General features: G+C 65.7%; 11 protein-coding genes and 1 pseudogene. 8 read left to right on the top strand and 4 right to left on the bottom strand.

Annotated features, from left to right (window positions below; genetic code table 11):
• The first annotated feature begins 250 nt into the window (after window positions 1-250).
• Both purH and ppk2 read left to right on the top strand, forming a co-directional pair.
• On the top strand, window positions 251-1909 hold the full coding sequence (gene purH / locus CJ197_RS03720; protein ID WP_102235408.1) for a bifunctional phosphoribosylaminoimidazolecarboxamide formyltransferase/IMP cyclohydrolase: 1659 nt from the start codon (window positions 251-253) through the stop codon (window positions 1907-1909).
• A gap of 251 nt (window positions 1910-2160) precedes the next feature.
• Complete coding sequence (gene ppk2, locus CJ197_RS03715) at window positions 2161-3066, top strand: polyphosphate kinase 2 (protein WP_102235407.1); 906 nt, start codon at window positions 2161-2163, stop codon at window positions 3064-3066.
• Window positions 3067-3287: 221 nt separating this feature from the next.
• Here the strand turns inward: ppk2 and CJ197_RS03710 are convergent, their stop codons facing one another.
• On the bottom strand, window positions 3288-3749 hold the full coding sequence (locus CJ197_RS03710; protein WP_158239359.1) for a transposase: 462 nt from the start codon (window positions 3747-3749) through the stop codon (window positions 3288-3290).
• Between the two features lie 56 nt (window positions 3750-3805).
• On the opposite strand from CJ197_RS03710, the pseudogene CJ197_RS03705 reads away from it, so the two are divergent.
• The 3 genes and pseudogenes from CJ197_RS03705 (at window position 3806) to CJ197_RS03695 (ending at window position 8050) form a co-directional block, all read left to right on the top strand.
• Window positions 3806-5009 (top strand): annotated as a pseudogene (locus CJ197_RS03705) (IS3 family transposase).
• A 325-nt stretch (window positions 5010-5334) separates the two neighbouring features.
• Window positions 5335-6699, top strand: a complete 1365-nt coding sequence (locus CJ197_RS03700; RefSeq protein ID WP_158239358.1) for a radical SAM protein — start codon at window positions 5335-5337, stop codon at window positions 6697-6699.
• A gap of 49 nt (window positions 6700-6748) precedes the next feature.
• The gene (locus tag CJ197_RS03695; protein WP_158239357.1) at window positions 6749-8050 is read left to right on the top strand and encodes an MFS transporter; all 1302 of its coding nucleotides are present in this window, start codon (window positions 6749-6751) and stop codon (window positions 8048-8050) included.
• 51 nt (window positions 8051-8101) lie between these two features.
• Here the strand turns inward: CJ197_RS03695 and CJ197_RS03690 are convergent, their stop codons facing one another.
• From CJ197_RS03690 to CJ197_RS03680, 3 genes are all read right to left on the bottom strand, one after another.
• The gene (locus CJ197_RS03690; RefSeq protein ID WP_102235403.1) at window positions 8102-9049 is read right to left on the bottom strand and encodes an integrase core domain-containing protein; all 948 of its coding nucleotides are present in this window, start codon (window positions 9047-9049) and stop codon (window positions 8102-8104) included.
• Complete coding sequence (locus tag CJ197_RS03685) at window positions 9046-9363, bottom strand: transposase (RefSeq protein ID WP_102235402.1); 318 nt, start codon at window positions 9361-9363, stop codon at window positions 9046-9048. The genes CJ197_RS03690 and CJ197_RS03685 overlap by 4 nt, the downstream gene beginning before the upstream one ends.
• 130 nt (window positions 9364-9493) lie before the next feature.
• Entirely contained in the window at window positions 9494-11017 is a 1524-nt protein-coding gene (locus CJ197_RS03680) for an aspartate ammonia-lyase (RefSeq protein ID WP_102235401.1), read from the bottom strand.
• A 104-nt stretch (window positions 11018-11121) separates the two neighbouring features.
• Here CJ197_RS03680 and CJ197_RS03675 point away from each other — a divergent pair, with 104 nt between their 5' ends.
• From CJ197_RS03675 to CJ197_RS03665, 3 genes are all read left to right on the top strand, one after another.
• Window positions 11122-11412: a DUF3017 domain-containing protein gene (locus CJ197_RS03675; protein WP_102235400.1), complete on the top strand. Its 291-nt coding sequence runs from the start codon at window positions 11122-11124 to the stop codon at window positions 11410-11412.
• A gap of 93 nt (window positions 11413-11505) precedes the next feature.
• Window positions 11506-13005, top strand: a complete 1500-nt coding sequence (locus CJ197_RS03670) for a threonine/serine exporter ThrE family protein (RefSeq protein ID WP_102235399.1) — start codon at window positions 11506-11508, stop codon at window positions 13003-13005.
• A complete protein-coding gene (locus tag CJ197_RS03665) occupies window positions 13002-14090 on the top strand; it encodes a beta-propeller fold lactonase family protein (RefSeq protein WP_102235398.1) in 1089 nt (362 codons plus the stop codon). Before CJ197_RS03670 ends, CJ197_RS03665 begins: the two co-directional genes overlap by 4 nt.
• Window positions 14091-14124: the final 34 nt, after the last annotated feature.

Below are 14124 nucleotides of genomic sequence, written 5' to 3'. Positions count from 1 at the left end.
GCTGCCGGTGCGCTGAACCAACCGCTGGGCGCTGAGCCACCCGGCGCGCGCTGAACCGTCGGCTGCCGGTGCGCCGACGCACCCCACCCGTCGGCCCCGTTACGATGGCCGCACACGACTGGCGCAGGTGGGTGACCACCGGGGAGTGACGCGCGCGCATCGACCGCCTGGGTGCCGCGCAGGACATCCGCCCGCAGCACACGAGCCGACACCGCCCGTGCAATCCCTGTGATTCGACAAGGAGCCCCCTGTGACCACGCCCGATCGCCTTCCGATCCGCCGCGCCCTGCTGAGCGTCTTCGACAAGACCGGCATCGCGGACCTCGCCCGCACGCTCCACGCCCAGGGCGTGGAGATCGTCTCCACCGGCTCCACCGCCGCCACCATCCGTGAGGCCGGTGTGCCTGTGACCGACGTCGCCGAGGTCACCGGCTTCCCCGAGATGCTCGACGGCCGCGTGAAGACCCTCCATCCCCGCATCCACGGCGGGATCCTCGCCGACCAGCGGCTTGAGGACCACCGTGCCCAGCTGGCCGAGCACGACATCGCCCCCTTTGAGCTCGTCGTCGTGAACCTCTACCCCTTCGAGGAGACCGTCGCCGCTGGCGGCACCGACGCGGAGATCATCGAGAAGATCGATGTGGGTGGGCCGACGATGGTGCGCGCCGCCGCGAAGAACCACGCGAGCCTCGCCGTCGTCGTCGACCCCGAGGACTACGCGCTCGCCGGCCGTGCCGCCGAGGCCGGGGGCTTCACCCTCGCCGAGCGGCAGGAGCTCGCCACCACCGCCTTCAGCCGCACCGCCGAGTACGACCTGGCGATCAGCGACTGGATGCTGAGCCTCAGCGACCCCGCCGCCGCGGATGAGGACGAGGACTGGGAGGACGGGGGCGAGGAGATCAGCCCCACGCATGTGCTGGACATGAGCGATGAGGACGCCGCCGTGATCGGCATGCGCACCCTCCGCTACGGCGAGAACCCCCACCAGCGCGCCCGCGTCGCCATCATCGACGACGACGATCCCGGGCTGGCCGGCGCCGAGCAGCTGGGCGGCAAGGAGATGAGCTACAACAACTACGTGGACGCCGACGCCGCCGTGCGCGCCGCCTACGACCACCCCGAGCCGTGCGTGGCCGTGGTCAAGCACAACAACCCCTGCGGCGTCGCGATCTGCGCCGACGGTGAGGACATCGCCCTCGCGCATGCCCGCGCCCACGCCACCGACCCGCTCTCGGCCTACGGCGGGGTGATCGCCGCGAACCGGCCCGTCACCGTACAGATGGCCCAGCAGATCAAGCCGATTTTCACCGAGGTGATCCTCGCCCCCGGCTACGCGGAAGAGGCGCTCGAGATCCTGCGCGGCAAGAAGAACCTGCGGATTCTCCAGCTCTCCGGTGCGTACGACCGCGCCGTGGAGATTCGCGAGATCTGGGGCGGGACGCTCGTGCAGGACGTCGATGCTCTACAGGCTGCGGGCGATGATCCGGCCACCTGGACCCTCGCCGCGGGCGAGGCAGCCGATGCGCAGACCCTCGCGGACCTCGCCTTCGCCTGGCGCTCCGTGCGGGCCGTGAAGTCCAACGCGATCCTGTTGGCCTCCGGCGGTGCGGCCGTCGGCATCGGCATGGGGCAGGTCAACCGCCTGGACTCCTGCCGCCTGGCCGTCGAACGGGCCAACACCCTGGGCGAGCACGCCGAGGGTGAGGCTGCCCCGGAGCGGGCGCGCGGCGCGGTCGCGGCATCGGATGCGTTCTTTCCCTTCGCCGACGGCCCCGCGATCCTCATCGAGGCCGGGGTGCGGGCGATCGTCCAGCCCGGCGGCTCGATCCGCGACGGCGAGGTCATCGCCGCCTGCCAGGACGCGGGCGTGACGCTGTACTTCACCGGCACCCGCCACTTCGCGCACTGACGTCGGGCTCTGGTCCCTCCCTCGCAAATGTCAGCTTCCGAGGCATGTTCGTCGCCAACATGCCTCGGAAGCTGACATTTGCGGGAAAGGCCGGGCCGCGGTAGCAAAGGCCGGGCCGCGGCGGGCAAAAGCCGGGCCGCGGCGGGCAAGGCGGGGCCGCGGCACGCGGTCGCGTCGGGCCCTCTGTTCACCTGACGGCCACGCGCGGCCTCTAGAGTTGAGGCATACGACGCCGTAGCGAAGGAGTGGCCGTGAAGATCCCCGACAACCAGAGCCTGCGCGAGTACATCGAGCATCTGCGCGAAGAGGGCTACTCCGTCCAAGACGGCCACACCCCGGACCCGGATCTCATCGACCCGCAGGGCAATCCCGTCTACACCTGGCAGCAGGGCTACCCCTATGACACGCGCATGGACCGCGACGTCTACGAGGTGGAGAAGTACCGCCTGCAGGTGGAGCTGCTGAAGTTCCAGTACTGGCTCGAGGACAACGACCAGAAGGCGATCATCATCTTCGAGGGGCGCGATGCGGCCGGCAAGGGCGGCACCATCAAGCGCTTCACCGAGCACCTGAACCCGCGCACCGCCCGCGTGGTCGCCCTGAACAAACCCTCGGACCGTGAGCGCGGCCAGTGGTACTTCCAGCGCTACGTCCAGCACCTGCCCACCGAGGGCGAGATGGTGCTGTTCGACCGCTCCTGGTACAACCGCGCCGGCGTCGAGCGAGTCATGGGCTTCGCGACCCCGGATGAGTACGAGACGTTCATGACCCAGGTCCCGCACTTCGAGCGCATGCTGGTGGACGCCGGCATCCACGTCACGAAGTTCTGGTTCTCCGTCTCCCAGAAGGAGCAGCGCACCCGCTTCGCGATCCGCCAGCTGGACCCGGTGCGGCGCTGGAAGCTCTCCCCGATGGACCTCGAGTCCCTGGACCGCTGGGAGGCATACACCGAGGCCAAGGAGGAGATGTTCCGCCGCACGGACAAGAAGTACGCGCCGTGGACGATCATCCGCTCCAACGACAAGAAGCGCGCCCGCATCAACGCCATGCGCTTCTTCCTCTCCCAGTTCGAGTACGAGGACAAGGACCACGAGGTCGTCAGTACCCCGGACCCGAAGCTCGTGATGCGCGGCAAGATGGAGGAGGCCGACGAGTGACCTGCGCGGCCTGAGCCGTCGGGCCTTCGGTCCCGGCCACGGGGCGCCCCGTCGGCCCTGGTCGCCTGAGCCCTGATCCACCGATGGTGTTGATCGGGGCTGAGATTGGCTTGGTGTTGTGTTTGGATCGGTGATCTCGGGGTGGCGGGCGTGAGGGGGCTGCTGGCCTGGACCAGCTTTTCCACTGCAGGGTCTCCGGTTGCGCCGTTTCGGCAGGATGGTCAGGACGCTGTTGCTGGTGGTGGGCTGGTTGCGGTGTTCCAGAGCCGGGTCCACTGGTGCTGCCAGGGCCGGGCTTCTGGCAGGTGTAGCACGAGGCGTCGTGCGCGGTGAGCGATCCGGCCAGGCAGACTGATGAGCCGCTTGCGGATCGTGGGGATCCGCGCTCTGGCCATCCCGGCAGCGTGCGCGGTAGCGCGCGAGAGATTGAAGGCCATCACCGCGATGCTGAGCCAGGCCTGGTTCGCGGTGAACTTCCCCGAGGGCAAGTGCGCGAGGGGTCTATCCTTCAGCTCCGCGATGACTTGCTCGATCACCGCGTGATGACGATGCGTTCGATCTGCTTCCACGGTGGTCAGAGTCGAGTTGGTGATGAAGCAGTGGTAGCGATACGTCTCGAACAATCCCTCCTGACCAGCAGGAGCTTGCCCCAACCGTTTGACCCGCCGCAGGGACTGCTGCACGGGTAGGTGACATCTGATCTGGCTTGCCCGTAGGGCGGCCTGGATGGATGTGCACCATCCCCGCTCCCTACCCCCAGGAGTTCCGCGAAGACGTCGTGCGAGTGGCCCGGTCCCGTGAGGACGGCATCACGATCGCGCAGATCGCGAAGGACTTCGGCGTCCACGAGATGACGCTGCACAAATGAATCCGCCACGCCGATATCGACGACGGCAACCGCCCCGGCAGGACCCGGGAGGAATCGACCGAGCTGCGCGAGGCCCGCAAGCAGATCCGGCTGCTTCAGCAGGAGAACGAGGTACTCCGCCGCGCCGCCTACCTGTCCCAGGCGAACCTGCCGGGCAAGGTACTACCCGCTCGTGAGTGAGATCGCCGTCGACGGCATCCCCATCACGATGTCCCTGCGGGTCCTGAAGCTCCCCCGCTAGCCGTACTACCGCTGGCGCCACCAGCAGGTCACCACCTCTGAGCTGGTGGAGGCGTACCGGGCGAACGCCCTGCTGGACGCCCGCGTCGACGACCCCGAGTACGGCTACCGGCTCCTGGCCAGCGAAGCGCAGAACGCTGGTCAGCGCATGTGTAAGCGCACCCCGTGGCGGATCTGCCGGAACAACCAGTGCTGGTCCGCGTTCGGAAAGAAGCGTGGGAAGAACGGCAAGCGGCCCCGCCCGTCGGTGCACGATGACCTCGTGCGGCGGGACTTCACTGCTGATGACGTCAACGAACTGTGGCTGACCGACATTCCCCCGCTGCGCGCTCCGCGCATCATCGCAGCGGGAGGTGCCCCCTCCGAACACCCCACGGGCGAGGGCAAGCTCTACCTCTGCGCCATCAAGGACGCATTCTCCGGCCGGACCGTCGGCTACTCCATCAGCGACCGGATGAAGGCGCGTCTGGCCGTGAATGCCCTGGACAACGCTACTTCCCGCCGGGGTGACGTCGCTGGGTGCATCGTGCATCCAGACCGCGAATCTCAGTTCCGATCACGGAAGTTCGTGCACGCCCTGAACCGTCACCACCTCATCGGATCGATGGGGCAAGTCGGTACCGCCGGGGACAACGCCGCGATGGAGTCCTTCTTCGCCCTGCTCCAGAAGAACGTCCTGGACCGCAAGCGCTGGCGGACCCGCGAGGAGCTGCGGATCGCGATCATTACCTGGATCGAGCGGACCTATCACCGTCGCCGACAGGCCCGCCTGGGCCGATTGACCCCCATCGAATACGAGACTGTCATGAACCCGGCCGTGAGCCTCGCGGCCTGACAGCCCAACTGTCACCTGATCGTGCGGCAGTCCCGAACACGCAGATCAAGCCCAAGCAGCTTGATCAACCGTCAACGACTTGCGGGCAAGCCCACTGACTGGTGACTAACATCACGCGCTGTTATTGTCGAGAGTCCAGTGTTGTCAAGTCCTCATCGGAGAGGAGGTGCCGCAGTGATCGACCTGGAGAACATGATTGAAGATGAAGACACCATCTTCGCCCCCGGCAATGAAAGTTGCCTGAACGCGGGCTGCCGCCCCTGACCCTCTGAACCAGGCGGGTCGACCTCCCATGGTCGGACCGCCGTTCGGAAAGGCAGACATTATGCATTCACAGTTCACGATCCTGTCCAAATCGCTATTTGAACAAGATGGCGTGCGGTACCGAATTGCCCACAATACCAAGACTCAGTCGTTTAAGGCAGTAAGCACCGAGCTTCTCTCCGGATGTATCAACCGAGCCCAGTATGACCGCCTGACCTTACGTGAGCAAGCATTCCTCGCCGATGCGGGGTTACGGCCCCTAACTAATGATGAGCGAGACCATGAGGTACGCGAAGTACTCGATAACCAGCTCAAGGCAGGGCTCAACAGCCAAACGGTATCGATGGTGATCATGCCAACATCGCAGTGCAATCTTGGGTGCGAGTACTGTGGCCAGCAGCATTCTGCCGGGAATATGCCGAATCCGATAGAAGATAGGGTGTTACGTCGACTCGAACATCGCATAAGCCGATCCCCGGGAGCCACTGAATTCCGTGTCAGCTGGTTCGGCGGCGAGCCGCTCCTCGGAATTCGCTCTATCCTGCGTCTATCCAGGCGAATCACTGAAATTGCCGCTGAGGCGAATCTAACATGGGTGTCTCAAATGCCCACCAATGGCCTCTTGCTGAGTCCAAAAATAGCACACACCATGTATGGCGACGCTAACCTCAGGTTCGCCGAGGTAACAATTGATGGGCCCGAGAATATACATGATCAAAGCCGCCCACAGAAGAATTCTAAGCCGGGGACTGACTATCAATCAATCGTTTCTAATCTGGCGTACATCTGTTCTAACATTAACAAGTTCAAGGATCTCCGCCTGTCAGTCCGGGTGAATGTACACGAGGGGAACGTCGACTCTATCGAAGACCTACTGCAGGATCTCGCAGACAGAGGGCTGAACGCCCCAGCCGTATCGTTGAACATCGTTCCGGTCTACGATTGGGGCACCGACACCGCGGTTGGAAAGATTGACCGGAAGGAGTTTGCAGAAAAACAGCTCGTGCTTCTTGACTATGCACGTACACTACATTTCCGGTTCTCCCTCTTCCCTCGTAGTCTTGTTGGAGCTGTCTGCACCGCAACAGACCTGGACAAGGAGGTTATCGGCACCCGGGGACACGTCTTCACTTGCACCGAACAGCCGCTCGCACCGGGCCTAGACCCGGAACGTTCCGTTGGTCATGTACTTAGCCTTGATCCTAAGAAGCCGCGGCCTCGCGGGGACTACGACGACTGGGTCGAAGCTGGCATCAACGGTGGCGTATCGACATGTCGCCGTTGCCCCATTCTCCCAATCTGTGGCGGAGCTTGTCCCAAACAATGGTTTGATGGCAACGTTCCATGCCCTCCGTGGAGATATAACATGCCTGAGCGCCTTGACCGGATTGCGCCGATGGGTGGTCTACGCGCCACGTCGGAGTAGGGGGAGGAACTACACTATAGAGCGAGATAACCGATTCAGCGGGGGTAAGATGGCCACCCATAGCGAATCTCACCGTCGAGATTCTTCCCACGGTCGACGTGATCTTCGACAGGTCCCAGGATACGTACCATGGTTTATCGGGGACAGTTTTACTGAGTTTGGCAGAGCAATTTCTGTCATAACCGTTCCACTCTTGGCTCTAGCGGTCACCGGATCCCCGATGATGGCTGGGATTATTCAAGGTGTAGTAACGCTAGCGGCCCTGCTTGTAAGGGTACCGGCCGGCATGGTCGTTGACACTGTCGACCGCCGTAAAATTGTGTACTTAATGACGTCGCTCGCAGCGGTTTCATATGGCGCATTAGCTCTAGGGTTAGAGGTAGGGCTGGTCAATACCGCTTCACTGATCCCACTGCTTGTTTTCGCCGGCATCGCACTCGCTATATCTAATGCAGCCGTAAACGCTATACTAAAGAGCATACTCCCCCCGCAGCTCTTTCCTTACGCGTCATCTCTAGAGGAGGGCCGAGATGCGGCAGCGTCGCTCGCGGGCGCCCCTGTGGGAGGCTTCCTGTTTGCATTTTCGCAATCAATCCCATTTGCGCTTACGGCGCTTGGGAATATTGTCACGATCGTGTCAATCAAGCTTATACCTCAGGATCTGCATCCCACGAGGGATGAATCGGAAAAACGCTCAAAGCTGGAGCCGCAAGGCGAGCAGGTGGGTCGCCTGGCGGGCATGTTGGTAGGGTTCAAGATTGTCTGGGGAATTGCCGCCCTTCCTACGTTGATACTGGCTGTGACGGTAGGCAACTTGGGGTTCAGCGGGCTCTTCACTACGATCGTATTTTCATGGCAAGAGAGGGGTGTTGTGTACGCTTTGATCGGGGGACTGGGGACCGCGACCGGCATTGGTGTTATTATCGGATCATTCTTTGCCGGGTCGGTTGCTTCGAAGATTCGCGCATATCCAATTGCGACAACAGCGCTGACCCTATCTTCCATCGGAGCCCTCGGGGTTTCCTTCTCAACAGGTAGTGTCATTCTTACTCTGGCCGCATTCGCTGTGGTAGTATTTCCGTTTCCTTTCCTTAATGCCGTGCTTGGGGCGTACAGTGTTGCCTCTATCCCCAATAAGTACCAAGGTCGGGCGGGTGCTGCAGCGGGATTATTAGGGTCCGCGGCTGCGCCTCTTGGTCCCGCACTAGCCGGAGTAGGTGTAGAGTTTCTGGGCCAGTTCGGTGCTGCCCTAGCCTTTGCAGGTTTCTTGGCGGCTGGGGCCATTATCTGTTGGGCATCGCCGGCACTGCGTCGTGTAGCGGCCGCCACGGAATGGGGCGATGAAGCCTAGCCTCGATGTTTCTTCGGGTTCGGGAGCTGGGTTGGGTGGCGTTGTCCCGTGTCAAGTTGTTGGCAGGATTGTGGGGCCAGCAAAGTTGGGGGTGTCGGGGCTGGCGTGCCCGAGGTGGACGTCCAGGGGCCGGTTCCAGGCGATGGCCTCGTGGGGCCGCACCGTGTTGTACTCCAGCCGGTACTCCTCGGCGTGGCGGGTCAGCTCCAGGGCGTCGTGGATCTCTTCTCGGTAGAGCCGTTCGTATTTAAGAGATCCGAATCCGCGTTCTCGTGAACCGTTCTGCCCGGGAGACTTCACGCGGGTGCGCACGTGACGCAATTCGGGATGTGACGTGATGAAGTGCTCGAAGCGGAAGGAGCGGAACGGGCCACCGTTTTCAGTGACGATGGTGAGACATGGCTCAATCTCGCCATCGGGTGTCATGTTGCAGGAGTCGATGAGTGCCGCTCCGGCCAGTGCTTCATACTCGGCAAGGGCAAGCTCGACCGCTTCGATGGCGTCGTGTTGATTGGCGGTCGGTGAGATATGCCAGGGGTATTCGTATTTGCTCCAGTAGTCGCGGCATCCCGCCAGGCGCCACACACCCCCTGAAATGGTTTCGAACTCGCTGAAGTCCAGCTGCCACACCTGGTTCGCTCCGGTGGGCGTCTGGGCGAACGCCGCTCTCCTGGCGCCTGCCAGGTCGCGTTGGTGCTTCTGGTAGTTGGTGGGCAGCAGGAGGTTCGCGTCCTGCATGATCCGCATGACGGTGGACGCCAAGGCCTGCCCGCCCTCGTATCTGGTCATCGCCCAGATCTTCCGATGCCCCCAGGCGGGGTGTTGCTGCGCCATGTCGATGACCATGTCATGGGCGGCATCGCGTGCGGGCGTGGGCCACGGACCGCGAACGCTTTCACCGTCCCGGTGGCGAGATTGCCAGCGACGCCAGGTCCGCTCGGGCATGTCGAATAATTCGCAGAACCTCGAGGTCGACATGCCCGCTTCCTGGCGGATCATCTCGAGGTCCTCGAAGGGCCCAGGCGGCCCTCAGCACTTTTCTTCCATACGCGGGCTTCGAGGTGAGCCTCGCCAAGCGCTTGGGTGAGATCCGCTATCTCCTCCTCGAGCTGTTTCTCGCGGCTGCTCGGTTTCGATTTCCCGGCAGCTACGCCAGAGCGCCCTCCTTCGAGGAATTGTCGTTTCCAGTTACCTACGGACTGCTCGGAGACCTTCGCGCGGCGAGCAGCCTCTGCGACAGTCACCTCGCCTGCCAGGATCGACAGGACGATACGGACCTTCTCCTCCACTGCAACGACGGGTGGTCGGGTCATGATGATCAGACTCCTTCAGGTAAGACCCGCAACTAACGGACTCTGCCACACAGTCTGACGCGGGACACCCGGCACGCGGATGCAAGGAAACAGGGAAAACGCGGCGGCGGCGGGCTACCGCCCCGCGAGCTCAGACCGTGTCCTGCACCGGGGCTGGCTGCTCGTGCGGGTAGCTGCCGGACTCTCCACTGTCCGAGGGCAGGTCCGCGAGCACCGGGATGGAGCCGGTCGCGGTGGGGCGGTACGGCTTGGTCATGGCCTCGGCGGACAGCAGCGAGTTCAGATGCGCCTCATCCAGCAGCCCGGCCTCGAGCACCAGCTCCTTCACCGGCCGGTTCTCCACCAGCGCCTTCTGCGCGATCTCCGTCGCCGGGGCGTAGCCGATCACCGGCACCAGTGCGGTGATCAGGCCGATAGAGCGCGAGACGTACTCCTCCAGCCGCTCGGTGTTCGGCGCGATCCCCACGATGCAGCGCTCGGTGAGGGTCTGCATCGCCCGGGTCATCACCCGCGTGGACTCCAGGATGTTGAACACGATCACCGGCTCGAAGGCGTTCAGCTGCAGCTGCCCGCCCTCCGCCGCGAACGTCACCGTCAGGTCGTTGCCGATCACCTCGAAAGCCACCTGGTTCACGACCTCCGGGATCACCGGGTTCACCTTGCCCGGCATGATCGAGGAGCCCGGCTGTACCGCCGGCAGGGTGATCTCCCCGAAGCCCGCGCGCGGACCGGAGGACAGCAGTCGCAGGTCATTGCAGATCTTCGAGATCTTCACCGCGATGCGCTTGAGCACCCCGGAGAAGGTCACGAAGGCGCCGGTGTCGCTCGTGGCCTCCACCAAGTCTCCGGCGAGCACGAACGGCAGCCCCGTGATCTCGGCGAGCTCCTTGACCGCCAGCTGGGCGTAGCGCGGATCGGAGGTGATACCGGTGCCGATCGCGGTGGCGCCGATGTTGATCTCCTGGAACAGCCGCGCCGTGCGGGTCAGGCGCTCCACATCCTCACTGATGGTGGTGGCCCAGCCTGTGAACTCCTGGCCCAGCGTCATCGGCACCGCATCCTGCATCTGGGTGCGGCCCATCTTCAGCAGGTGGGAGAACTCCTCGCCCTTGGCGCGCAGCGCCGAGATCAGCGAGTCCATCGACTCGGCCAGCGCCGGGAAGGACAGCAGAATCGCCAGGCGCACCGCCGTGGGGTACACGTCGTTCGTGGACTGCCCCAGGTTCACGTGGTTGTTCGGGTGGACGTACTGGTAGTCGCCCTTCTCGTGCCCCAGGATCTCCAGGGCCCGGTTGGCGATCACCTCATTGGCGTTCATGTTGGTGCTGGTGCCCGCACCGCCCTGGATCATGTCCACGGTGAAGTGCTCGTGCAGGGCACCGTCGGCGATCTCCTCGCAGGCTTGCTCGATGGCGCCGGCCACCCGGTCGTCCAGCAGGCCCAGCGCGTGGTTCGCCCGGGCTGCGGCCCGCTTCACCTGGGCGAGCGCGATGATGAGCTTCGGGAAGTGGGACACCGGAACGTCGGTGATGCGGAAGTTCTCCATCGCCCGCAGGGTCTGCACGCCGTAGTAGGCGCTGGCGGGAACGTCACGGTCACCCAGCAGATCGTGCTCGGTGCGGACCGGTGCGGGAGCGGAACCGGGGCTGGTCATCGGAAGGGTTTCTCCTCGAGATCGGTGTGGGTCGGCGGCACTGCCGACCGCCGACCAGCCTAGCGATCCCGCGCCACGACCACGGCCCGACGTAGCATGGTCCGGTGCGCCGGACACGATCACCCTTCACCCTCCGCGCCGCCTTCCAGAGACAGGCGGTGCTGATCGTCGCGCTCCTGGTGCTCGGCGTGATCGTGCTGATCGGCGCGCTGCACTCCGCGCCGCTGGCCGGGATGCTGCTGAGCCTGGAGCTCGGGGTGCTCGCGCTGCTGCGCGCCGTGCTGCCGGTGCGGACCGTTGGCGCCCTCGCTGTGCGGTCCCGCGCCCTGGACGTCACGGCGCTCGCGGTGCTCGCCATCGCCATCGGCGTGCTGTCCACCTCCCCGAACCTGTGAGCACAGCGGTCCGGCCCGCTGACCTGGCGCTGTGACCTTTCCGGTGTGCGCCCAGGCTGTCCGCCCCGCGCAGCGCTGTGGAAGGATCGACCCGTGCCCACCGATTCCGCCCGGCTGCATGCCGTGTTCGACCTCGCCATGAGGATCGGCGAGGGCCTGCTGACCAACGGTGCGGCCGCCTCCGAGGTCACCGCCACCGTGCTGCGGGTGACCAGCTCCTCCGGACTGCGCAATGTCTCCGTGCAGGTCACCTTCAACGAGGTGACGATCTCCTATCTGGCCGACGAGTCCGCGACTCCCTTCACGAGGGTGCGCTCGGCAGGGGAGCGGGTGCAGAACTTCGCGCGCCTGGCCGCCTTCGAGGACGTCTCCCACCAGTACATCGGCGGCCAGCTCGACCTCGCCGAGGCGCGGCAGCGCGCCGCCGCGATCCCGCAGGAGCCCAGCCTGTACCGACTGCCGCTGGTGATCGTCGCCTTCGCGATGATGGGCGGCGCCGCAGCACTCGGCTTCGGCGCCGGCAGCCTCGTCGTCCTCGCCGCGACCCTCGCCGCCGGGATCCTCATCGGCCTGGGTGAGCTGCTGGCCCGCTGGTCCATCCCCCCGTTCTACGGGCAAGCACTGGGCGGATTCATCGCCGTGAGCATGGCGGTGATCGTCGCCCTGCTGGATACCACCGCGAACCCATCCATCGTCGTCGTCTCCTGCATCATCGTGCAGCTGGCCGGACTGTCCTCGATCAGCGCCGTGCAGGACGCCGTCACCGGCTGGTACGTCACCGCCGCTGGACGGGTCCTCGAGACCCTCATGCTCACCGTCGGCATCGTCGCCGGCGTCCGGGCCGGCATCCTCGTCGCCGACCTCATCGGTGCGGACATCTCGGTGACCGCCTCTATGCCGCTGACCCTCACCACCGCGCTCGTCGTCGTGGTCTCCGGGGTGGGGATCGGGCTCGGCTTCGGCATTGGCACCCAGGTGCCCGCCCGGCTGCTCGTGATCGGCTCGGGCATCGCCGCGCTCGCCGCCCTGCTGGACCACCTGCTCGTCGCCGGGGTGGGGCTCGACCGCTCCTTCTCGGTCGGGATCGTCGCGTTCATCACCGGCATCCTCGCCACCGCCCTGTCCGATGTGCTGCGCGCCCCCGCCCTCGCCTTCGTCATGTGCGGGGTGATCCCCCTGGTGCCCGGGTCCCGGATCTACCGCGGCCTGCTGGGCCTGGGCGATGACCTCTCCGTAGGGGTCTCGGAGCTGCTGGTCGCCGGGGAAGTCGCGGTGGCGATCGCCGCCGGGGTGGTGCTCGGCCAGCTGGTGGCCGCCCGCATCATGCCGCGCTTCCGCCGCACCGCGATCGCCTACACCCCTGCGATCTCCGCGCCGTTCACCACCCTGCGCCGACGCCGCAGCTCCCTGGGCTTGGCGCGACGCCGCAGACGTCCTGGGCCGGCCGTGGCGGAGCCCTCTACGATGACCTCCGAGATGACAGCGCTGTCTCCGGCCATGTTCGAAGATCCCGCCCTGCTGGCGGACCTCGACCCGCCGGCCGGCTTCGAGGACCCGCCCGGGCCGCGCGAGCAGCGCGAGGAGCACCCATGACCACCACCGCCCTGCTCGCCACCGGCGGCTACTCCACGAGCGACCGCGGCCGCGGCCCCGGCATCGCGCTGCTGCGCCTGGAGATCCGCCCCGCCGGCGACGGCCCCGCCGTGACCGCGCAGACCCTCGCCACCGTGGATCTGCCGAACCCCTCGTTCCTGCTGTGGAGCCCCGACGGAACCCTGCTGCACGCCGTGCTGGAGACCGAACCCACCCGCGTGGTGACCCTGCGCGTCAGCCCGGACGGCACCGCCGCAAAGGTGATTGCGGATCTGCCGATCGACGGCTCCGGCGGCTGCCACCTCGCCTACGGGCCCGGTGGGCCCGGTGGCCGCACCCTCGTCATCGCCCAGTACGGCTCCGGCTCCGTCGCCACGATCGCCCTGGACGCCGACGGGGTCCCCACCGCGCAGATCGACCTCGATGACCACCGCGAAGGCCGGGATCGCGGCGCGGACATGGATCCCCACCCGCACCAGGCCGTGGTGCTGCCGGGGACCGACGTGATCGCCGTGCCGGACCTGGGCCTGGACACCGTGATGCTGTACCGCCGGGCCCCCGGCGGCGGCATGGACCTGGCCGGGGAGATCGTGGTGGGCCGAGGCACCGGGCCGCGCCACCTCGCCGCCGATCACGAATCCCAGCAGCTGCACATCGCCGGGGAGCTCTCCGGCGCCATCGTGACCGCCCACCGCGAGGACGACGGCCAGCAGCGGGGCACAACGAGCCTGCCCGTCTCTCGCCACCGCTGGGGCGTGCGGTCCGTCGTTCCGGCCAGCAGCGCGGAGGGTCCCAACGCCCTCAGCCACATTGAGCTCACGGCCGATGAATCGCATCTGCTCGTCGCCAACCGCGGACCGGACTCCCTCTCGCTGCTGTCCCTGGCCGGGATGCGCCCCAGCCTGGTCGCCGAGACCCCGGTGGGGGAGCACCCGCGGCACTTCACGCAGATCGGTGACCTGGTGCTCGTCGCGGCGCAGGAGGCGGATCGCATCGACGTGCTGCGCCGCAGCGAGGGCACGCTCGAGGTGGCCGGGGAGCCGATCCCGCTGCCATCGGTGGCCTGTCTCACCGTGCGCCCCTGAGGGAGGGATGGTCTCGGGGCTTTCGGCCGTGGTG

Source organism: Brachybacterium sp. UMB0905, from assembly GCF_002871795.1.
Lineage (GTDB): Bacteria > Actinomycetota > Actinomycetes > Actinomycetales > Dermabacteraceae > Brachybacterium.
This window is presented reverse-complemented; position numbering and strand designations above follow the sequence as displayed.

Bases quoted from the DNA above. Each gene is read 5' to 3' on its own strand.
- CJ197_RS03690 (WP_102235403.1), bottom strand. From the start codon at position 9,049: ATGATCCGCCAGGAAGCGGGCATGTCGACCTCGAGGTTCTGCGAATTA.
- CJ197_RS03695 (WP_158239357.1), top strand. From the start codon at position 6,749: ATGGCCACCCATAGCGAATCTCACCGTCGAGATTCTTCCCACGGTCGA.
- CJ197_RS03685 (WP_102235402.1), bottom strand. From the start codon at position 9,363: ATGACCCGACCACCCGTCGTTGCAGTGGAGGAGAAGGTCCGTATCGTC.
- CJ197_RS03680 (WP_102235401.1), bottom strand. From the start codon at position 11,017: ATGACCAGCCCCGGTTCCGCTCCCGCACCGGTCCGCACCGAGCACGAT.
- CJ197_RS03665 (WP_102235398.1), top strand. From the start codon at position 13,002: ATGACCACCACCGCCCTGCTCGCCACCGGCGGCTACTCCACGAGCGAC.
- CJ197_RS03700 (WP_158239358.1), top strand. From the start codon at position 5,335: ATGCATTCACAGTTCACGATCCTGTCCAAATCGCTATTTGAACAAGAT.